This window comes from Litorimonas taeanensis (genome assembly GCF_003634015.1).
Taxonomy (GTDB): Bacteria; Pseudomonadota; Alphaproteobacteria; order Caulobacterales; family Maricaulaceae; genus Litorimonas; species Litorimonas taeanensis.
The window spans coordinates 904,582-924,551 of record NZ_RBII01000001.1 but is presented as its reverse complement, the minus strand read 5'-3'; the positions used below and the strand labels follow the sequence as shown (position 1 = coordinate 924,551).

Sequence of the window (19,970 nt, the reverse complement as noted above, 5' to 3'; positions counted from 1 at the left end):
TCAGGCTCAAGTTAAGGCTGATATCAGTCCTTTAATGTGGCTGAATTTAACAAATATACAGGATAGACGAAAAGCGCATTTCGCGCTAACGGGCGCTCACTATGGTTGATACAGTTGAAAAACCCCAGCACCTTAAGAACCCGAGACGTGCTTTCATTAAAAAGACGGGAAAGAAACTTGTTAGAAAAATAGCGAAGTTTCAATCGGGTCAATCTATTGTGCCGGATACGCCTAAAATTGATAATTCTTATTTTCCGTTTCTGAGTGAATTCACAGACAATTGGAAGACAATACAAGCTGAAGCCTTAGAGGTGTTGAAATACCGTGAGGCTATTCCAGGGTTTCAAGAAATTTCACCGGATCAATACCGTCTTGCAAAAGAGCAAAATTGGAAAACCTTTGTTCTTTTTGGCTTTGGGCAGCGTTTAGAAAAAAATGCGTCCTTAGCCCCCAAAACGGCGCAAATTCTAGAAACTGTGCCTAATCTCCAAACGGCTATGTTCTCAATATTGGCGCCAGGTTACCATATTCCGGCGCATAAAGGTGTCACCAAAGGCATCCTGCGATCCCATATTGGTTTGATAATTCCAAAAGACAGGGAGAAATGCCGTATACGAGTGGAAGATACAATTACGGCTTGGGAAGAGGGTGAGATTTTTGTTTTCGATGACACGTATGAGCATGAAGTCTGGAACGACACGGATGAAGAGCGCGTCATTCTTTTGTTCGATTTTGATAGGCCTATGAAGTTCTGGGGACGTTTTCTAAATAAGTCTTTCTTGCAAGTGATGAAGTTAACAGCATTTTATCAAGATCCAAAAAAGAATCTTCAAACCGCGGAAGACCGTCTTGAGGCTGCAATTCGTCAAGCAGACGCAAATATGGAAGCGATGTCTGAACCTGCCGCTAAGCCGTAATTCAACCTGTTTACTTCAGTTCTATTTTAATGGGACACTACTGAGTATATCAGTCGAGCAAGTGGCAACAGGTTTGAGCCTTCTATTGTTGCGGCATCAGAAATTATTAATTCTTTATGATCTTGCGCAAGAAAGCGAGTGTTCGCGGCAATTTTGGCCGTGCGGTCGAATACTAATAATGTGCCTTCGCCATATTCACTATTTTTAGGAGCTATGATGCCAAATACATCGTCGGACTCCGTCGCTACACTCGCATAGCGTATGGGGAGAGCTGTTGAGAAATTTCGGGCGTTTTTAAACCAATTATATATTGGAACATGGCGTATGGGCGTGTTCAAATATTGAAATGCAGGGGACTGATTGACGGGCATTTCGCCTGAAATTAGCCAAACTGAATCTACACCGAGATTTTCAGCGATTCGTTTTAAAGCTTCTTGTCTTGGAATGTGTCCTCCGCGCTCCCAGTTCGCTACGGTTGGCTGACTTACGCCGCATTTTTCAGCTAAATCGCTTTGTGAAAGCCCTAGACGCTTTCTGTTTTGCTTTATACGAGAATGAAGGTTGGGCATAAATATTTGAATACTGATGTGTGTTTTCAGATTTATAAGTTTAATTTATTTTCAGCTCAAGCGGGTTGTGCACTTAAAGTGCGCTAAAGATAATAAAATATTTCATATATAGGAGGCATTTAGGTGGAATATTCTGAATTTCAGCTAATATGAACACAGCCTGAATTTTCCGAAAAAACAAGATGACAAATATTTTATAAGAAAAACCTATGAGTATTCTTGCAAGATAGCTGCATATGCTTATTTAGAGTTCACGGATGACGACAACAGAAAATTCGGTTATGTGCGCTCCCCCGCATTTATCGAATATTGAACTGAAATTGAAAGAGGATGTTATGAAAGGTGACTATTGCACGCGCGAAGGCGCCGAAAAGTTAAAAGAACAAATTGAAGCTTATTGGGCTGAACGGGGGCATGATGTACGCATCAATCTTGTTCAGGGCGGTTTTTTAGCCTCTATGCGTTCTGCACGTACAGATGTACGATCAAATATGGTTAACGGAGTGCCCGTTAAATCAACAGAGAACTTTGCTTAATATACAAGCGATAGATTTTTATTAAGAGCCGCTTCTGAAACGAAGCGGCTTTTTTTGTATCTGCTCTAGGGCCAAAGGTATATCTCTGAAACGATCAAGGGCGATTGTTGGTCTGAGTTTATGGTGTTTAACTGCAGTGTACCCATATCGCATTAAGATAGTTGGAACGCCGGCATTATGTCCCGCCCTAATGTCTGGATAGCTATCACCGACCATGATTATGTCTTTGGTTCTATTCTGAAGGCCTGCTGCCATATATATATGGCTAGCATGTGGTTTGGATCGCGGTGCCTCGTCACCGCCGACTATGTTCTCAAAAAGCCACGTCATACGGAGGTGTTCCAGTAATGGTCGCGCCAAATAGCCTGGTTTATTTGTGCAAACGACCAATGTTGCCCCGCCGCGACGTAATTGTTTAAGTGTGTCCATGACGCCATGAAAAGGTTGACTATGGTCCGCTATTGTTTCTGCATAACGCGTTAAGAATTGTTTTTGTAGATCTTCCAGTTGCTCTGTCGTCAGGTCAAAACCTGCGCGAGTACAAGCATTGGCGATTAAAGCCCGAGAACCATATCCAACCTCTTGCCGGGCTTTTGCGTAGTGAGTTTTGCCTAGGCCTAATTTTGCAATCATTTCATTCGTCACTCTTACAAGGTCGGGAGCCGTGTCGATTAAGGTGCCATCCAGATCAAAGCATAAAACAAAGTTGGAGTAAGGTTTGTGCCTGTGAAGAGGGTGGGGCATTGGGGTGGTGGCGCGCATAGAGTGAAGAAGCCTATTTCTCTTAAATTATGGGGTGCAGTGTGGCATAACATTCGCTATGCCCAATACCAAATAAACTTAAGGGAATTCATATTATTATGACCTCGTCCAAAAAACGTGCAGCGGTAATTTTAGCGGCTGGTAAGAGTACGCGCATGCGGTCCGTTAAATCAAAGGTTCTGCATCCTGTTGGCCATAGACCGCTTATTGAGTGGGTCGGGGCCTTAGCCGCGAGCGCGAATGTCGAGCGCACAGTTTGCGTTGTTGGAGAAGCTAATCAAGACGTGCGCTCCGCAGCCGAAGCAATGGCTTTTGATATTGCTATACAAGAGCCACAATTAGGTACGGCGCACGCTGTGAATTGCGCAAGAGAGGCTCTTGGTGATTTTGATGGCCAAGTGGTTGTGTTGTATGCTGATACGCCGCTTATACGTGCTGAGACACTTCAAAAAGTGTTTGAAAGATTGGATGATACCGCTGATTTAGTTGTGATGGGGTTCAATGCCGAGGACCCAGCAGCCTATGGGCGGCTGGTTATGCGTGCTGACGATAGTCTTGAGGCAATCGTGGAGGCGCGAGAGTGTTCAGCGGAGCAACTTGAAATCGGTTTGTGTAATAGCGGTGTGATGGCGGGGGACTGTCAATCAATGTTAAAGGCTATTGCTCTGGTCGATGACAACAATGCGAAGGGGGAATTCTATTTAACCGACATTGTCGAAATCATGAACAATGACGGCAAACGATCTGAGGTCGTTATTGCAGAAGAGGCGGAGGTGTTAGGCGTGAATAACCGTCGAGACCTTGCTAACGCAGAAGCTGCTTTTCAAGATGTCATGCGAGAAAGAGCGCTTGAGAACGGGGTTAGCTTAAAACATCCTGAGAGTGTCTATTTTGCCTATGACACGATTATAGAGTCTGACGTCACCGTCGACGCAAATGTCGTTTTTGGGCCTGGGGCTATTGTTCGTTCACATGCTGTCATTCATAGTTTTTGTCATATTGAAGGAGCTGAAATCGGTAATGGCGCCCAGATTGGTCCTTTTGCACGTTTACGCCCAGGTACTATTTTGGGTGAAGAAACAAAGGTCGGTAACTTTGTTGAAACAAAAAAGACAAGGTTAGGTAAAGGCAGTAAAATCAATCATTTGTCGTATATTGGTGATGCAGATTTAGGGGCAGGCGTTAATGTCGGTGCAGGGACTATAACCTGTAACTATGATGGCTTCGATAAGCATAAGACCACTATAAAAGATGGCGCCTTTATTGGAACCAATTCTTCTTTGGTGGCGCCAGTCACAATCGGTGAGGGGGCTTATTTGGGGTCAGGTGGTGTCATTACAAATGATGTCCCAGACAATGCTCTTGCTGTTGCTCGTGCTAAGCAAAGTATAAAAGAGGGGTGGGCTGAACGATATAGAGCGGCAAAAGCCAAGCGCAAAGCTACCTCTCAAAACGCTTCGAAGGGCTAGTCATGAACGTAGCAAAAGAAAATGCAGCCATTGCAGCTTTGGAATTTGTCCGAGATGGTATGATATTAGGGTTGGGATCAGGTTCTACGGCCGAGATTTTTATCGACCAACTTGGCGAACGCGTTGCAGGCGGGTTGAAAATCCAAGGTATTCCTACTTCAGCACGTACAGCTGAATGTGCGATTGAAGCAGGTATCCCATTAGTGGACGCTGACAAGGTTGAGAAGATTGATTTGACGGTCGATGGAGCAGATGAAGTTGACCCTGCGTTTTCACTTATTAAAGGTGGGGGTGCCTGCTTGTTACGTGAAAAAATAATTGCTCACGCGTCTTCGAAAATGGTTGTCATTGTAGATAACGCAAAACTGGTTGATACGCTTGGCGCCTTTCCTTTGCCGATTGAAGTTGATCCTTTTGCAATGGCGCTTACGGCAGAGAAAATTTATCAAGCCTTAAAGGACACGGGGTGCCGGGAGGCACAAACTGTATTGCGTCAAGCCAAGGATAAAAGTGGTCCTCTTGTAACGGATGGTGGTCATTGGATTTTAGATAGTAAATGTGAATTGATCCCATCCCCCGTTGAAACAGCGCGAGCGCTCTCTCAGATTCCGGGCGTTATGGAGCATGGTCTATTTATTGATTTGGCAGACGTCATCATTGTCGGTGAGGTGGATCACGCTAAGGTGATGGAGCTATCTCGCGATTAAATTATGCAGCCCCTGTTTTTTGGCAGTGTGTCACTTATATAATGGGCCAATTTTGAATGTTTTATAAGGTTTGATCATGAGCGATTACGATTTCGATTTATTTGTTATTGGTGCCGGTTCTGGCGGAGTAAGATCTGGCAGACTTGCGGCACAATTGGGTAAAAAAGTCGGCGTTGCGGAAGAGAGCCTGCCAGGTGGAACTTGTGTAGTCCGTGGGTGCGTACCCAAAAAGTTCTTAGTATATGGTGCTGACTTTGGCGGCGCGATTAAAGACGCCCAGAAATATGGGTGGACTGTCGGGGAAACTCGGTTTGATTGGCCTGTTCTACGAGATTCTATTCAAAAAGAAGTGGCTCGTTTGTCTGGTATATATTCTACGATTTTAGAAAAAAACGGCGCCGAAGTCTTTCGCGAAAGAGCTGAATTTGTTGATGAACATACAGTACGTTTGGCGACAAGCGGGAAAACAGTAACTGCGGAAACGATTTTAATCGCAGTGGGTGGTCGACCTTGGGCTCCTGAAATACCTGGTATTGAGCATGCTATTGTTTCAGATGATGCGTTTACGCTTGAAACACTCCCTGAGCGTGTTCTTGTTATTGGTGGGGGTTATATTGCGTGTGAGTTTGCAGGAATTTACGCTGGATTAGGCTGTAAAACAACTCAGGTATATCGTGGAGGCAGACTCTTAAACGGTTTTGACGCAGAGGTGCGCGACGAAGCTGGGGTCGTTCAAGAGCAAAACGGAGTGAGCGTTAAGTTTAATTTGTCGCCTACTGAAATCAAGAAAACATCTGGTGGCTATATTGTGACGTTTGATGACGGTTCTAAAATTGGTACGGATGTCGTCTTTATGGCTACAGGGCGAAAGCCGCACACTAAGGGATTGGGGCTTGAAAATGCGGGAGTGGATGTTGATGAGCACGGCGCCGTAAAGGTCGATAAATACTCTAAAACATCTCAGGATAATATCTATGCTGTTGGTGACGTGACAAACCGCGTGAATTTAACACCAGTTGCAATTCGCGAAGGTATGGCCTTTATCGAAACTGTCTTTAAAGACAATGCGACGGCTTATGATCACACTCAGATTGCTAGCGCGGTCTTCACACGGCCACCTATTGGTGTCGTTGGGGTGACAGAGAGTGAAGCACGTAAAATGCATGGTGATGATATCACCGTCTATACGACTCATTTTCGGCCAATGAAGAATGTCCTCGCAGAGAAACCTCAAAAAGTATTTATGAAGCTAATTACGCAAGGAAAGCAAGAAACTGTGATTGGTATCCATATTGTAGGTGATGACAGTGCGGAAATGATTCAGCCTTTAGGAATTTGCGTCAAAGCAGGACTGACGAAAGCAGATTTTGATGCCACATGTGCCGTGCACCCTACTATTTCAGAGGAAATTGTCACATTGAAGCCGCGCGAAATTAATAAAACGACCGTTGTCACTTAAAGGTCTTAAACGAATTTATTAGCCTTAATGAAAGTTTAAGCCCCTGTTTTTTAAAATAGGGGCTTAAAAGCTATTTGTGGCTGTTATACAGGGCTGACACAGGGGCGATTCGTTTATAGCAAGGTAAAAACCACAGGGGTTGCTGTGTATTCAGTGTGAGTCTGGCTTTAAACTGACGGAAGGTACCGATTAATGACGGCGAATAATGATCAATTTTCACCTGATATGGTTGCAGATGACGAGCCATTAACTCCATTTGATGTCCGCGACAGTTCGGGGCGACAAGGATTATTGAAGCTTGCAATCGGTATGATGATCTTACTGGCGATTGCTTTTGCGATATTGAAAATTTATCATCCAGAAGGTAGCCGTGATAGAAATGAAGCACCTCGCATAACGGCCGAGAATACACCGTTCAAGGTAGTACCCGATGATCGCGAAGGCCTCCAAGTGCCAGACCAAGATCGTAAGGTGTTTGATGTCATGGATGGAAGTGCGCCTGACACAGATGTGTCTAATATTACCTCGCCAGAAGAGCCTGTAACAATTCCCCAGCGTGATCCGAATGCCGCCAACATCCAAGTTGATCCTCCGGTGACTCCTTCTAGGGATACATTTCGCTCTGAACCCGTTCCAGATGTTAGCCGCCCAAATCCCGTACCTGCGGTAACTCAACCCACAAGACCTGCAATAGCGACAGGTGGCAGCGAGTATGTGGTGCAGGTGGCGTCAGTTAGGTCTCAGGCGGATGCAAATGCTGTGTGGGCTAAGTTAGAGTCCCAGTTCTCTGACGTTTTGGGAACAGGGCTTTATGCCGATATCAAACGTGTCGACCTTGCCGAAAAAGGGATTTATTATCGAACTCGCGTGGCGGGATTAGCAGATAAGTCGTCTGCAAATATTTTATGTCAAACTTTTAAGGCCTCCAATCAAGCCTGTTACGTGACAAAGCGTTAAGTGGCAGAGTTAGCCGTTATTTTAGGGCTTTCAGGCCCTGTTTTGACCGAAAGTGAGCGTGCGTTTTTTCGCGATGCCAATCCATGGGCATTTATTCTTTTTGCGCGAAACATCGAAACGCCAAAGCAGGTAAAGAAGCTCTGTGAGGATATTCGTGGCTGCGTTGGAAGAGACTGCCTAATCTTTGTGGATCAGGAAGGTGGTCGGGTACAAAGGTTAAAAACCCCGCACTGGCCGCTTTATCCTGCAGCCTCGAAATTTGGGGAGCTATATACCATTTCTCCGCATTTGGGACGACGGGCGAGCTATCTTGCCTACAGATTGATTGCTGATGATTTACGAGCTGTAGGTATTACAGCAGATTGCGCACCAGTTTTGGATTTGCCTCAAGCTGATGCCGATCCCATTATCTCAGATAGAGCTTTTTCTCAAGAAATTGACCCTGCCATTGATATGGCAAATTCTTGTATGGCGGGTTTGATGAATGGCGGCATTGCTCCAGTTATAAAACATATACCAGGGCATGGCCGTGCTACAGTAGATAGTCATAAAGCATTACCAGTAATTTCTACGTCTCGTGAACTGCTAGAAAAGACGGATTTTAAGACCTTTCAGGCTCTCAAAGATGCACCAATGGCTATGACTGCACATGCAGTCTATACATCACATTCGTCTACAGCTGTTACAGTCTCTAAATCAGCTTTAAAGTCGTTGATTCGAGACGCTATTGGTTTTGATGGTTTAGTGATGAGTGATGATCTGGACATGAAAGCTTTGAAGGGGACGTTAACCCGTAAGACGGAACGTGCATTAGCCGCGGGCTGTGATGTTGCTCTACAGTGTTCGGGTGTACTGCCTGATATGGTAGAAGTTGTCAAAGGTGCAAAAAATCTTGAGGGTAAGGCTAAATCTCGCGCTGCTATTGCTGACTATTGCGCTGGAATGCCCCTATTGTTTGAACGTGACGAAGCTGAGCGTGAATTCAGTCTTTTGATGAAGCAGGTTCTGTAGTGGCTGAGGACTTTCAAGAAGACCTTGCTTTTGAAGCGGCTAATGAAGCCTCTGATGAGGGGGAAGCGCTCATTCTCGACATTGATGGCTATGAGGGGCCACTCCATTTGCTATTGGAGCTTGCTCGTAAGCAAAAAGTTGATCTAGCCCGCTTGTCTATTTTGGAATTGGCAGAGCAATATATTGCTTTCATTAAATCTGCACAGGACCTACGAATTGAGTTGGCTGCAGATTATTTGGTAATGGCCGCATGGTTGGCTTATTTAAAGTCGAAATTAATTTTACCAAAAGATGACCAAGGGGAGGTGCCTCTAGAAGTCGAAGAACTTGCTGCGCATTTTGCTTTTAGATTGGAGAGGCTGGCGGCGATGCGTTCAGCGGCGGAAGGCTTGTTTCGATTGCCTGTTATTGGTCAAGCTGTCCATAAACGCGGCATGCCCGAGGGATTGAGGTCTCGAACATCGCCTCTCTATGAAGCAGAAGTTTTCGATTTACTCTCAGCTTACGGCAAATCCCGCTCTCGCTCCGCCTTTAAAAATCATAAGTTGCCAAAACCAAAGGTTCTGAGCTTAGAAGACGCTCGTGCTAGGTTAAGGCGTGCTTTGCAAAATGCCGGTGGTGATATTGATGAATGGACTGCCCTTGAGGGCTTGCTTCCGCAAACTACCGAGCTTGGAACCGATGTGCCTTCAGCTTCTATAAAAGCTAGTTCTCTACTAGCCAGTTTAGAACTGGCCAAAGAAGGGGATATTGAACTTAGACAGAGCGGTGTTTTTACTCCGATTTTCGTCCGTAGCCGAAAGGAAAAGGCCTGATGTCCAATACTTCTAACCGTGTAGATCAGGCTAATGCTGCGATTGAGAAAGATGTGGTGCGTTTGTCTGACCGTCTGAAAACTCCGCCAGAAGCGGAAGCTATTGATAAAGATTTACGCTTGCTCGAGGCTCTTTTATTTGCTGCGATGGAGCCAATTGATACGCAAACATTACGAGAGCGAATGCCTGAGGACGCGGATGTCGGCGCTCTGCTTGCCCGGTTGACGCGCGATTATGCAGGGCGAGGGGTTAATCTGGTCCGTGTTGCTGATAAATGGCGGTTTCAAACCGCACCTGATTTGGAGCAAAGTCTAACCGATGTAAAAGAGGCCCCTAGAAAGCTTTCAAACGCAGCATTAGAAACTCTTGCTATCATAGCTTATCACCAGCCGGTTACGCGGGCGGAAATTGAAGATGTTAGAGGTGTTGCTGTTAGTAAGGGGACAATTGACGTTTTGATGGAGTTGTCTTGGGTTCGATTGAGAGGGCGTCGTCGTACCCCTGGTCGCCCAGTAACATATGGGACAACAGATGGGTTTTTGGCACATTTCAACTTAGAGACAATTGCTGACCTACCAGGACGAGATGACCTGAAGGCGGCTGGACTTCTTGACCCGAGACTGCCGAAAGATTTTGAAATGCCAGAGCCAATGATGATGGACGAGTTGGCAAATGATGAAGACCCCATGGAAATGGAAACAGAAGATCCGAATTTCTTTGAAGATTTTTTGGATGAAGGTGAAACAGACTAACTGACTATATTTAAGACGTGTATTGCCTCTAGGCTAACATCGTCTTAGGTAGATTTAGGATTTAAGGAAGAGACTATGGCTATTGGACCTTGGCAAATTGCTATTATACTTGTTCTTGCTGTGCTTGTTTTTGGTGGGCGTGGTAAAATTAGCTCTATCATGGGGGACATGGGTAAGGGAATTACAAGTTTCAAAAGGGGCTTAAAAGATGGTGCTGATGATGTATCAGACGCTGTTGATGACGCTATAGACGTAACGCCCAAAAAAGAAAAAGCGACTAAAAAATAAGGCCTTAAGCCTGAAAGTTTTAGTGGTCGTTTAAAGGGAATCTCATGCTCCCGCAGCTTGGTTTTGCAGAAATCATTGTCTTATCTTTGTTGGCAATCATCGTTGTCGGGCCAAAAGACTTGCCTAAGTTAATGAGAAAAATTGGCCAGTTTATGCATAAGATTAGGTCTATGGGCCAAGAGTTTAAAGATGCATTTGATGAAATGGGTGCCGAAGATGAAATCGCTGAGATGCGTAAAGAAATTGCCGAGCTTCGTAAAATGGGATCAATAGAACATTTGGCCGGTGATATAAAATCTGAAATGCAAGACCTTAATCGAGACCTCAGAGGCGCAGTTGGGGAAGGGACTTCAGAAAGTAACACTCAATCTTCATCTGACAGTGGTGACGGTGTTGATGAACCTAAACGCAAGGAGCCCTCTAGTGGCGGGGCTTAACGCTATAGAGAGTAAAGCGAGCACTCGTGAGGATGATGTGGACGAGAGCCGCGCGCCGCTTATGGATCATCTTATTGAACTCCGTTCGCGTTTAATCAAGTGCGTGTTAGGATTAGTTCTAGGCTGTTTAGTATGCATTCCTTTTTTGGATCAAATTCAACAGCTTTTAATGTATCCATTTTACACAGGATTGGACCGATATAATAAGGACTTGATGGCAGCGGGTGAGGCGGCTTTGGATTCAGGTTTGATTGCGACGCAGCCGCTAGAGACTTTCTTTGTACGTATCAAGATATGTATATTTGGCGGTATTGTTTTGAGTTTTCCGATCCTTGCCTATCAACTTTACCGATTTGTGGCGCCTGGTTTGTACAAAAATGAAAAACGGGCTTTTTTACCCTATCTCTTTGCGTCTCCTGTTTTGTTTATGGTTGGTGCTTCATTAGTCTTCTTTTTCGTGTTCCCCTATGTGATGGAATTTGCCTTCAATCAGCAGGCCATTGGTGATACGGATAAGGTTGAACTTCTCACTAAAATTAGCGATTACTTGAAACTCGCAACAACACTGTTTTTAGCGTTTGGTTTATCCTTTCAATTGCCAGTTATTTTATCCTTACTGGGGCGTGCAGGAATAGTCAGCGCTTCGGCTTTGAAATCGGCACGGAAATACGCCTTATTTGGAATTGCTGTCTTCGCGGCTTTTGTTACGCCTCCAGACCCAATTACCCAGCTAGTCTTAGGGGCTGCTATATATTTGTTGTACGAGATTTCGATATTTTCTGTTGGAATATTAGAGAAATCCCCTGCTGATGCAGATGCGTAATGCACTAAGAGATAGGTCTGCAACACTTTTTTAACCCTGTTCGGTGATAATAGCTCAGTTTTATAAATGGGGCTTGCAATGCGTAAATTAGTTTTACCAATCGTGACGATAACTTTAGCTTTATCTGGAGTTAGCGCTTTAGCTCAGGTGTCCAGTAGTGATGATGATAGATTTAAACCTCGTGTTTATGGGAGCTTGTCAGTAAATGGCGGAAATGTAGCCGTTGTCCACGCACAGCATGCTCCTGTCCAACAGGGAACAGCCATCAGTAATGAGCAACAAAGCGTTATTGATGAAGCAAGGCGTGTCCAAACGTATCAAAGCTATACGCGTGGTGATGTCCAATATTCGCATTCTGATACACCTGTACCAACGACAGCGACATCGATCGTAGATACTACGGTTATCCACAATGTCGTAAAGGGTGACACGCTCTATAATATCTCAAAACGATACAATATCAGCATTCAGGATATACAAGAGGCAAATGGCATACAGGGGAGCGCCATCGCTTTAGGACAGTCTTTAATTCTGCCAACGCAAGTGAAGGTTTCATCAACATATCTATCACCTACTCAGCCAGTTATATCTAACACGCCATATGCTAATGGCTCGGTCATGCGTGTTGTACAGCCTGTAGGTGTTCAAACATCGTCTATTTATGCCGTACTGCCTAAGGATACGCTTTATGGTATTGCGCGTAGAACCTGCACAAGTGTTGACGATATCGTTTCGACAAACGGAATTGGTGACAAAGATAATTTGAAACCCGGGCAAAAACTCCTTTTACCTCAAGGACATTGTTTAACGCGTTAGCTCTACACATAGATTGACTGAGTTTTGGGGCTGCAATCACAAAATTGCGGCCCCTTTTCGTTGCAATCATTCATATCCTGCCTATATAGGCCGTTATGTAAACGCGTCACAAATGACGTCTAGGATATTGGGGAGCGTATATGTTCGCTTTGATTATGCAGTCTGCAACTCCTGTTGGCGCGGGTGGCCTCGCAATGCAGATTATGCCGTTTCTTTTAATCGGCCTTATTTTTTATTTTCTTATCATAAGACCGCAAAACCAACGGGTGAAAGCCCACCGTCAACTTCTCTCTGAAATTATGCGCGGTGATACCGTTGTCACAAATGGCGGTTTAATTGGTAAGGTTAAAAAGGTTGCTGATGAAGAACTTACAGTAACATTTGGTGATACTGATATCAAAGTTGTTCGAACAATGATTGCAGATGTTCGCAACCGAAGCGTTGCAGCAAATGACGCTTCAACAAAAAAGAAATAACTCTTATTACGCCGTCAAATAATTGACGGTGTTTTTGTCTTAGGCTTAAACATGCTATTTTTCTCCCGCTGGAAAATTACCTTTATTTTAGGGGCCGTTTTATTCGGTCTTTTATTTGCTCTTCCAAACGCTGTGCCTGCTGATGTGAGGGCTAAATTACCGTCGCCTATGCAAAGGACGTTGAATTTAGGGCTCGATTTGCAGGGCGGGGCACATATGCTCCTTGAGGTCGACTTAACGAGTGTGTTGGAACAAGCTCTTGACAATGAACGAGAAAATGTCCGTCAGGGATTTTCTGATGCGGGGCGCATTCGTACAGAATTTATTCGAGTTGAGAACAATGCAGTAGTGGGCAGATTGCGCGACGCTGCTGATATGACAAAAGCGTTAGAAGTTCTGCGAAGCCAGTCTCAATTGGTTGATCCGGGCGGTTTAAGCCAAGATCGTACGACGCTGGTTGAACAAAATGGCGATAAAGGTTTTCGCGTCTCAATTACTCAGGCTAATATTGAGGAAATCCAACGGCGGACTATTGCGCAATCTATTGAAGTTTTGCGTAAACGGATTGACCCGACTGGCACGACAGAAATGACGTTAGCGAGAGAAGGTGATAGCCGAATTTTACTTCAAGTGCCGGGGGCGAAAAATATTGATGAAATTAAGAGCCGTATTAATAAAACAGCTAATCTCTCATTCCACCTTGTTCGCAAAGACTCTGAGAATGCTGCGGCACTACGCGCGGCCATTGACGGCCGTTTGCCACCAGGTGCGGCGTATTTCCCAATGGAAGATGGTAGTACGGGCCTTATTGTCGATAAACGTACACGTATTACAGGTGAATGTTTGAAATCTTCCTCAGAAGGTCTTCATCCAACAGGCAATTACCCAATAGTGAATTTTAGTTTCAATATTCGGTGTGCAACATTGTTCGGTGATCTGACGTTAAAGAATATTGGTCAGCGTTTTGCTGTTGTCTTGGATAATGAGATAATTACTGCACCAAATATTCAGAGTGCTATTCCGTCCGGTAATGGTTTTATCGAAGGTAGCTTTACAATCGATAGCGCGCGCGAATTGTCTCTCTTATTGAATGCGGGTGCATTACCGGCCAAGCTGATAATTGTAGAGGAGCGGACTGTAGGGCCAGGATTGGGGCAAGACTCTATCAATGCAGGTAAAATTGCTTCATTTATCGGTCTGGCTGGCGTGGCTGTGTTTATGTGGCTATCTTATGGTTTAAGGTTTGGAACAATTGCTAACATTGCCTTGACGGTGAATATCATTCTGATTGCTGCGGCTTTGTCATTGTTTGGTTCAACGCTGACACTACCAGGTATTGCTGGAATTATTTTGACGATTGGTATGGCGGTTGATGCGAATGTATTGATATTTGAACGCATTCGAGAGGAAAGCTATATTGGACGTCCACCAGTTAATGCAATTGAAACAGGTTATCGTCGTTCAGTTGCCCCAATTTTGGACGCGAACATCACGACCTTAATTGCCGCTGTAACACTTTATTTTGTCGGTTCAGGACCAATTCGCGGCTTTGCGGTTACATTGGCAATTGGGATTATCATGAGCGTCTTTACGGCGGTCGTCTTCGCACGTTTGTTAACGGCGACGTGGCTTCGACGCTCACGTCCTAAAACACTACCGATTTAAGAGGGAACTGGACAATGAAAGATATTTCTCTCGTTCGATTTTTGCCAAAGGAACCAAAGGTTCCTTTCATCAACCTGCGTATGATTGCAGGTGCTTTGAGTGTATTAGCGATTATAGCTTCCATATTCCTCTTTACGACACGAGGGCTTAATTACGGTATTGATTTCACAGGCGGCACCGTCATTGAAATTGATACTGGAGGCGAGCCTGACCTTGCGGAAATTCGCTCTGTAATGGCAGATGCGGGTTTCCCTGGTGCCACTGTACAAGGGATTGCGCCGTCAACAACAGCCATTAAGCCGCACGACCTTGTTCGTATTGGTATTCCGCTTCAGCCCGAAAGTGATGAAACCGGAGCCACCGCACAACAAGAGGCTATGCAAAAAGCGCAAGCGGCCCTTGTTGAAAACATAGAGGGCTTTGTTGTGCCTGATGGCATTCGCAGTCAAGAATCTGTGGGGTCGCAAGTGTCCGGAGAACTGAGGACAAAGGGGGCTTTGGCTGTTGGTCTCGCCTTATTCATGGTGTTGGCTTATATCTGGTTTCGATTTGAATGGCAGTTCGGACTTGGCGCTGTTCTGGCTCTATTTCATGATGTGATATTAACCATTGGGATTTTCAGCCTTACTCAAATTGAGTTTAACCTTTCGATTATCGCAGCAATTTTGACGATTGTTGGTTATTCTCTTAACGACACAGTTATCGTTTACGACCGTGTTCGAGAGAATCTGAGAAAATATAAGAAAATGCCAATGCCAGATGTATTGAACTTGTCCATCAATGATACGTTAAGCCGTACGATTTTGACATCATTTACAACATTACTAGCCCTATTCGCTCTATACTTCTTAGGGGGAGACGGATTGCGTGGCTTCTCATTTGCTATGATTTGGGGCGTTTTTGTTGGGACGTACTCATCAATCTTTGTTGCGTCGCCTTTGTTGATTTTACTAAATTTGAAACGCGGTGTGAATACTGGGAACGCGCAAGAGGCTTGAAGATAAGTAAGGCGATTAAAGCCGCTTTATTCCTTTTGGAGTAATAGCTAGAATAGCTCGTCCTCGTAACATTTCTTGTTGGACGGGCCCTATTTTAAGAGAGCTAGTGGAGATTGGGTTGTCACCTTTGAACCAGAGTTCACTCTCGCCGATTGTTTCTAGCCTTTTCACTATACATCCGAGACGAGGGTGATTTATAACAAAAATAAGCCCCGCTCTTATAGAGCGGGGCTTTATTATTACAATATAGTCGCCATTGCAGAGCGTGGGAGACATACTATCTCCCTCAACCTTAATGGCGGAAAGCATAATAACTTACAGATCAGGTTCGACCACTTCGACATTCGGCGCATATGGCGTTGTTACCTTCTTAGTTTTCACGCCTTTCATGTCCCAGAACATTTCTGCAAATTCGTTGCAAAGCTCAACAAGTTTAAGTCCATCTTCACGATGCAAGTCTTGCTTACAGGCTGATCCAGCCATCATAATTTTATGGGCAAGTTCGTGAGCGCCGGGGTGTTTGACCAAGTGGTCACCCTTCATGAAGTCACCCCAAATAATGCGCGTTTGATGTTTTGTGTTTTCAGCCATTTCTTCTTTTTTGGCTGTATTACGAGCAGCTTGCATTGCAAAAGCTGTCTCCGAGAGACCCTTGTCTTTTAAGCTAAGAAGAATGTCCATCTGGCGAAGTGTTGAAACTGCGTAATACGTGACAATACGGGCATCGTAAATACCGCAGGGGATATCACAATGGGCCGAAGCTGAATCGATATGGTTGTCAAATTTGGAAAGTAAAGTGTGTAACATTATTGGGTCTCCTTAAGACTTTTTCCGAAGCATTTTAACGGCAACAAATCCAGCAGTTGCAATAATGGCAAGGGTGATCAGCCCATGTGTTGGACTGGATAGGAAGTGAACAATCGATTCCATTGTGGTCATATGCACATGACCGCCATCTGCGAGGGCAGGTGTTGCGATTGCCGCTAAAGCGGATGAAACTGTGATAGTTTTAAGTTTCTGTTTCATGAAAATATCTCTCTTTTTAAAGGCGCAATATTTGCTGTTAATATTTAGTCCCTTGTGGAGACTATGCTGATTAGATTTTGACCACAAGGGGCAGACAGTTTACTTACGCGTTAAACATAAAGAGGTTGGATAAATTTTTGCTTTTCTCTCTACATCAAGACGTGATTGCTCGATTGGAACAGGCTGATCCCGATAGATACAGATCGTCTTTATTCGCTGAACCTGGTGTTCGAGAGCGATTGATTCTTCTTTATGCCTTTCATTTGGAACTTGCGAGAATTCCAGAATTAGTCAGCGAACCTATGATAGGGCAAATACGTTATCAGTGGTGGCGCGACGTAATTACGGAAATCTACGAGACTGAGACGGTCAGAAAACATGAGATTACTACACCGCTGCGGGCCTTGTTTTTAGAATTTGATATTCCTCGATATTGGGTGGATCAGTTAATAGATGGTCGTGAACGTGACATAGACCCACGGCCATTCAGCAGTTTATCTGATGCGCAAGATTACTGCGCGAAAACATCTGGTGTTCTTATGAAAATAGCGGTGAAGCTGTGCGGTGTTGATCCGCAAGCAGCCGTAGAGACAATGGGGACCGCTTGGGGCTTAACAGGGCTCGCCAGAGGGTATGGGTTTTATCACGAAACTATGTTGCGTGAAGTGACTTATGAGAGACTGTGTGCGCAAGCCGAGAAGACCTATAAACAGGGGCGGTCTGAATTAAAGACGTTAGAAGCGATAGCTTTCCCTGCCATAGCTTATGCGTCTTTGATTGGCCCATATATAGCAAAACTTACCCATGAGAAATATGATCCTAAAACCCAATCTATATCCTATCTGGCTTTTACAAAACAAATTCGCTTGCTTAAGGCTGTGCTTAGCGGCAGAGTTTGAGTGTGCAGACGGCCCATGACAAAATAGAGAGTTTATCAAGAAACCAATTTTTGACGTTAGTGAACTGCGGAATGGACGTAAAAAGTTCTTTTTTGTCGTCATTGGATTTGTTTCGAGATGATTCTGAGTGGAATGGGTGGGCTTTGAAAGCGCTTTTTGCCCTAGCTATTGGCCATATCCTCTCAGGCGTTATATTCTTCTTTGCCCATAATTGGTTCGATCTCGCCGATATGTATAAATTCTCAATTGTTGGTGTCGGGTTTATATTAAGTCTAACCGCATGGTTGCACTTTAATCTTGATGGTAAAATTCCTCAAGCTCTAGGTATTGTTTCAACCGTTTTGGTAGGGGTTTTCCTCGCAATATTTGGGCAAGTTTATCAGACACCAGCCTTAATTTACACGCCGTTTGCTCTTTGGGCGACTTTTACACTGCCGTTTGCAGCCCTGTCTCGAAATTTAGCCCATTGGACCGTATGGCTAGTTATAGCATTAACTGCGATTTTTTCATATGCAGAAACTGGGTTAAGGCTTGTAGGGCAAGAAACTAAAGCAGAGCTGTTTATCGCCACTATCGCATTTCTAGTTTTTGTTATGCGTGTTGTTTTCGATAAGTTTTTACGGCCAGGGCGTGATTGGGCAAGTGCCCTTTGGTTCCGGGTTTTATACACCGCGGTTTTTGGAGCCGTAGTGATTTATGGATTTACTACAACATTTTGGGGGCAATCCACTTTTGTATCAACTATTCTATCTTTATCTTACTTATCTCTCGTTTGTTTCAAGTTAATCTACCTTTATGGGACTAGATCTAGCCTCGCCGAGTTGTGTCTCTCCACCTTCATTGGTTTTGTAATTTTTGTTCAAATATTCTTCCGAGTTCTATTGGAATTTGATTTATTTGGAGGGGTTATTGGAATATTTCTTATGTTTCTTGGAACGGTAGGCCTCGTTATAGGCATGGCTATACTATTTAAGCATTTCGCTTCTGTGTTGAAAGCGTCGTATCCAACCCATCATAAGATATCTGGAAATAGATTAGAGAAAAACGTGTCTTGGAATCATATAAGCCCCTTCTTATCAAATGAAGGTATTGCTAACCTACAATACGCGTTGCACACCAAAGAGGATGAGGCGCCGTGGTATGTAGAGCTTTTTTTGGCGATTGCAGGTGTTGTGGCTGCCCTATTTGGTATAGTGTTCTTAGGTGTATTCTTAGCCTTAGTTTTTAGCAGGATAAGGCCTGAAGGTGGCCCTCTCTTATTATGTGGCGGAAACATTTTCTTGCTCGCTCTCTTTATGAGGCGAAAGATAAAGAGTCCTTTCACAAGACACTTTTTTAATACTCTTCTTGTTGTTGGTTTTTCTGCTATCCTTTTCGGTATAGGGTTTTTAACGCATAATACAGACGTGGTTTTGTGGACGGCAATGGCACTCAGTGGACTTGCCTTATTGTCTATAAAAGATCGTATAATTGAGTTTTTTACCGCTGGAATTTTTATCGGATGCGTGGGGTTCGAATTATTCCATCATTTTGATAACCGGCTAGCAGAAATAGCATTTCTTACTGTATCGAGTTTAGCAGGTACTTTTTTACTAACTCGCCCCTTGTTCGGCCGTTATTTTGCTTCTGCCGGCACAGCCTTTTTGATAGCCCCTGCATTATTAGGGGTCGCACTTATTCACACTAATAGAATCGAAACCTTGGTTGGTGAGGATGTTTTTTCTGACATTGGATGGGACATAAAAGGTGTAAGTCTGATTTTAATCGCTTTCATCATGTTTTGGTTAAACAAAGATAAGGGTAATATAAGTAAATGGCGACCACCGCTATTGGTGTTGGGGCCTTTAATTTTCGCAATGGCATTATTACCATTTGGCGGCGCTTCTGCACTTCTATTGGTGCTTTTAGGATACATTGTGGGGTCTCGCACTCTTGCAATAATTGGTGTGCTGGGACAAATTTATTTTCTTTATATGTTGTATTACGACCTTAGTTTGAGCTTAGGTGTTAAGTCCTATCTGTTGTTGGGGGTGGGCTTTACATTCCTCATGATATATCTTTTCGCTGATAAGATATCTGCTCGTGAGCGCTATTTATGACGTGGCTGCGCTATCTCATTATCGCATTTACGGGTGTAATTATCGTAGCATTGTTAAGCTCACAAATTTACTCGTTAGAGCAGCTGCGAGCCAATGGTAGGATAGTCTTGTTGGAGTTACGCCCTGTTGACCCAAGAGCCTTGATGATGGGTGATTATATGGCACTGCAATATGCTCAAGACCGCTCAGAAAACATCCCTCAAGATAAATTAGAACCTCAAGGCACACTAATCTTTACTGATAAAGAAGGAGTCGGTGAATTTCTAAGGGTAGGGGATGTTACGACTTCTGACGAGGAGTATAAAATCGCCTATATTAAAGAGCGGTTTGGTATCAATATTGGCAGCCCAAGATTTTATTTTGAAAATGGAACGGCGCAAGATTATGTCTCTGCACGATACGGTGTCTTCAAGGTTGATGAAACGGGGCGAGCGATATTAGTTGGTTTGGCCGATGAGAATAAGAATATAATAAACCCCAAACGATAAG

The 19,970-nt window shown here is 44.2% G+C and carries 24 protein-coding genes; 19 read left to right on the top strand and 5 right to left on the bottom strand.

Translation table 11 applies throughout. From position 1 onward, the window contains the following. Positions 1-101 precede the first annotated feature (101 nt). Entirely contained in the window at positions 102-917 is an 816-nt protein-coding gene (locus DES40_RS04325; RefSeq protein ID WP_121099315.1) for an aspartyl/asparaginyl beta-hydroxylase domain-containing protein, read from the top strand. A 26-nt stretch (positions 918-943) separates the two neighbouring features. Here DES40_RS04325 and DES40_RS04320 read toward each other — a convergent pair whose 3' ends face one another. After that, entirely contained in the window at positions 944-1,486 is a 543-nt protein-coding gene (locus DES40_RS04320; protein WP_121099314.1) for a helix-turn-helix domain-containing protein, read from the bottom strand. A gap of 257 nt (positions 1,487-1,743) precedes the next feature. Between DES40_RS04320 and DES40_RS04315 the strand changes: the two genes are divergently transcribed. Continuing rightward, positions 1,744-2,022: a phosphoglycolate phosphatase gene (locus DES40_RS04315; protein ID WP_233345412.1), complete on the top strand. Its 279-nt coding sequence runs from the start codon at positions 1,744-1,746 to the stop codon at positions 2,020-2,022. A gap of 21 nt (positions 2,023-2,043) precedes the next feature. On the opposite strand, the gene DES40_RS04310 is transcribed toward DES40_RS04315, so the two are convergent. After that, the gene (locus DES40_RS04310) at positions 2,044-2,784 is read right to left on the bottom strand and encodes an HAD hydrolase-like protein (RefSeq protein WP_121099313.1); all 741 of its coding nucleotides are present in this window, start codon (positions 2,782-2,784) and stop codon (positions 2,044-2,046) included. Positions 2,785-2,882: 98 nt separating this feature from the next. Here DES40_RS04310 and glmU point away from each other — a divergent pair, with 98 nt between their 5' ends. The 14 genes from glmU to secF all read left to right on the top strand — a co-directional run bounded on the left by glmU (position 2,883) and on the right by secF (position 15,457). Continuing rightward, a complete protein-coding gene (gene glmU / locus DES40_RS04305) occupies positions 2,883-4,253 on the top strand; it encodes a bifunctional UDP-N-acetylglucosamine diphosphorylase/glucosamine-1-phosphate N-acetyltransferase GlmU (protein WP_121099312.1) in 1,371 nt (456 codons plus the stop codon). 2 nt (positions 4,254-4,255) lie between these two features. Then, positions 4,256-4,960: a ribose-5-phosphate isomerase RpiA gene (rpiA, locus tag DES40_RS04300; protein WP_121099311.1), complete on the top strand. Its 705-nt coding sequence runs from the start codon at positions 4,256-4,258 to the stop codon at positions 4,958-4,960. Between the two features lie 76 nt (positions 4,961-5,036). Further along, positions 5,037-6,419, top strand: a complete 1,383-nt coding sequence (gor, locus tag DES40_RS04295; protein WP_121099310.1) for a glutathione-disulfide reductase — start codon at positions 5,037-5,039, stop codon at positions 6,417-6,419. A 192-nt stretch (positions 6,420-6,611) separates the two neighbouring features. Further along, a complete protein-coding gene (locus DES40_RS04290) occupies positions 6,612-7,376 on the top strand; it encodes an SPOR domain-containing protein (protein WP_121099309.1) in 765 nt (254 codons plus the stop codon). Next, positions 7,377-8,387: a beta-N-acetylhexosaminidase gene (nagZ, locus tag DES40_RS04285; protein ID WP_121099308.1), complete on the top strand. Its 1,011-nt coding sequence runs from the start codon at positions 7,377-7,379 to the stop codon at positions 8,385-8,387. Beyond that, the gene (locus tag DES40_RS04280) at positions 8,387-9,202 is read left to right on the top strand and encodes a segregation and condensation protein A (RefSeq protein WP_121099307.1); all 816 of its coding nucleotides are present in this window, start codon (positions 8,387-8,389) and stop codon (positions 9,200-9,202) included. Before nagZ ends, DES40_RS04280 begins: the two co-directional genes overlap by 1 nt. Beyond that, positions 9,202-9,954, top strand: coding sequence for an SMC-Scp complex subunit ScpB (gene scpB, locus DES40_RS04275; protein ID WP_121099306.1), 753 nt, complete (start codon positions 9,202-9,204; stop codon positions 9,952-9,954). Before DES40_RS04280 ends, scpB begins: the two co-directional genes overlap by 1 nt. A gap of 75 nt (positions 9,955-10,029) precedes the next feature. Next, positions 10,030-10,242, top strand: a complete 213-nt coding sequence (tatA, locus tag DES40_RS04270) for a twin-arginine translocase TatA/TatE family subunit (RefSeq protein ID WP_121099305.1) — start codon at positions 10,030-10,032, stop codon at positions 10,240-10,242. Positions 10,243-10,286: 44 nt separating this feature from the next. Next, the gene (tatB, locus tag DES40_RS04265) at positions 10,287-10,679 is read left to right on the top strand and encodes a Sec-independent protein translocase protein TatB (RefSeq protein ID WP_121099304.1); all 393 of its coding nucleotides are present in this window, start codon (positions 10,287-10,289) and stop codon (positions 10,677-10,679) included. Continuing rightward, positions 10,666-11,502, top strand: a complete 837-nt coding sequence (tatC, locus tag DES40_RS04260; RefSeq protein ID WP_233345411.1) for a twin-arginine translocase subunit TatC — start codon at positions 10,666-10,668, stop codon at positions 11,500-11,502. The genes tatB and tatC overlap by 14 nt, the downstream gene beginning before the upstream one ends. Before the next feature lie 78 nt (positions 11,503-11,580). Further along, on the top strand, positions 11,581-12,318 hold the full coding sequence (locus DES40_RS04255; RefSeq protein ID WP_121099302.1) for a lytic transglycosylase: 738 nt from the start codon (positions 11,581-11,583) through the stop codon (positions 12,316-12,318). Positions 12,319-12,458: 140 nt separating this feature from the next. Then, complete coding sequence (yajC, locus tag DES40_RS04250; protein WP_233345410.1) at positions 12,459-12,794, top strand: preprotein translocase subunit YajC; 336 nt, start codon at positions 12,459-12,461, stop codon at positions 12,792-12,794. A gap of 51 nt (positions 12,795-12,845) precedes the next feature. Further along, positions 12,846-14,459 carry a protein translocase subunit SecD gene (gene secD / locus DES40_RS04245; RefSeq protein ID WP_121099301.1) on the top strand — a complete coding sequence of 538 codons (1,614 nt, stop codon included), beginning with the start codon at positions 12,846-12,848 and terminating at the stop codon, positions 14,457-14,459. Positions 14,460-14,473: 14 nt separating this feature from the next. Beyond that, the gene (gene secF / locus DES40_RS04240) at positions 14,474-15,457 is read left to right on the top strand and encodes a protein translocase subunit SecF (RefSeq protein WP_121099300.1); all 984 of its coding nucleotides are present in this window, start codon (positions 14,474-14,476) and stop codon (positions 15,455-15,457) included. A gap of 15 nt (positions 15,458-15,472) precedes the next feature. Here secF and DES40_RS13490 read toward each other — a convergent pair whose 3' ends face one another. From DES40_RS13490 to DES40_RS04225, 3 genes are read right to left on the bottom strand one after another with little or no spacing between them, the layout of a single operon-like run. Next, positions 15,473-15,766: a S24 family peptidase gene (locus DES40_RS13490; protein ID WP_121099299.1), complete on the bottom strand. Its 294-nt coding sequence runs from the start codon at positions 15,764-15,766 to the stop codon at positions 15,473-15,475. Positions 15,767-15,772: 6 nt separating this feature from the next. Beyond that, positions 15,773-16,264: a superoxide dismutase, Ni gene (sodN, locus tag DES40_RS04230; protein WP_121099298.1), complete on the bottom strand. Its 492-nt coding sequence runs from the start codon at positions 16,262-16,264 to the stop codon at positions 15,773-15,775. Positions 16,265-16,276: 12 nt separating this feature from the next. Then, positions 16,277-16,483 (bottom strand): hypothetical protein, encoded by a 207-nt coding sequence (locus DES40_RS04225; RefSeq protein ID WP_121099297.1) that lies wholly within the window; start codon positions 16,481-16,483, stop codon positions 16,277-16,279. A 137-nt stretch (positions 16,484-16,620) separates the two neighbouring features. Between DES40_RS04225 and DES40_RS04220 the strand changes: the two genes are divergently transcribed. The 3 genes from DES40_RS04220 to DES40_RS04210 are packed head-to-tail and all read left to right on the top strand — an operon-like array spanning position 16,621 to position 19,969. Next, the gene (locus tag DES40_RS04220; protein WP_170144875.1) at positions 16,621-17,382 is read left to right on the top strand and encodes a squalene/phytoene synthase family protein; all 762 of its coding nucleotides are present in this window, start codon (positions 16,621-16,623) and stop codon (positions 17,380-17,382) included. 2 nt (positions 17,383-17,384) lie between these two features. Beyond that, a complete protein-coding gene (locus DES40_RS04215; protein WP_233345511.1) occupies positions 17,385-19,481 on the top strand; it encodes a DUF2157 domain-containing protein in 2,097 nt (698 codons plus the stop codon). Then, the gene (locus DES40_RS04210) at positions 19,478-19,969 is read left to right on the top strand and encodes a GDYXXLXY domain-containing protein (protein ID WP_121099294.1); all 492 of its coding nucleotides are present in this window, start codon (positions 19,478-19,480) and stop codon (positions 19,967-19,969) included. The genes DES40_RS04215 and DES40_RS04210 overlap by 4 nt, the downstream gene beginning before the upstream one ends. Position 19,970 lies beyond the last annotated feature (1 nt).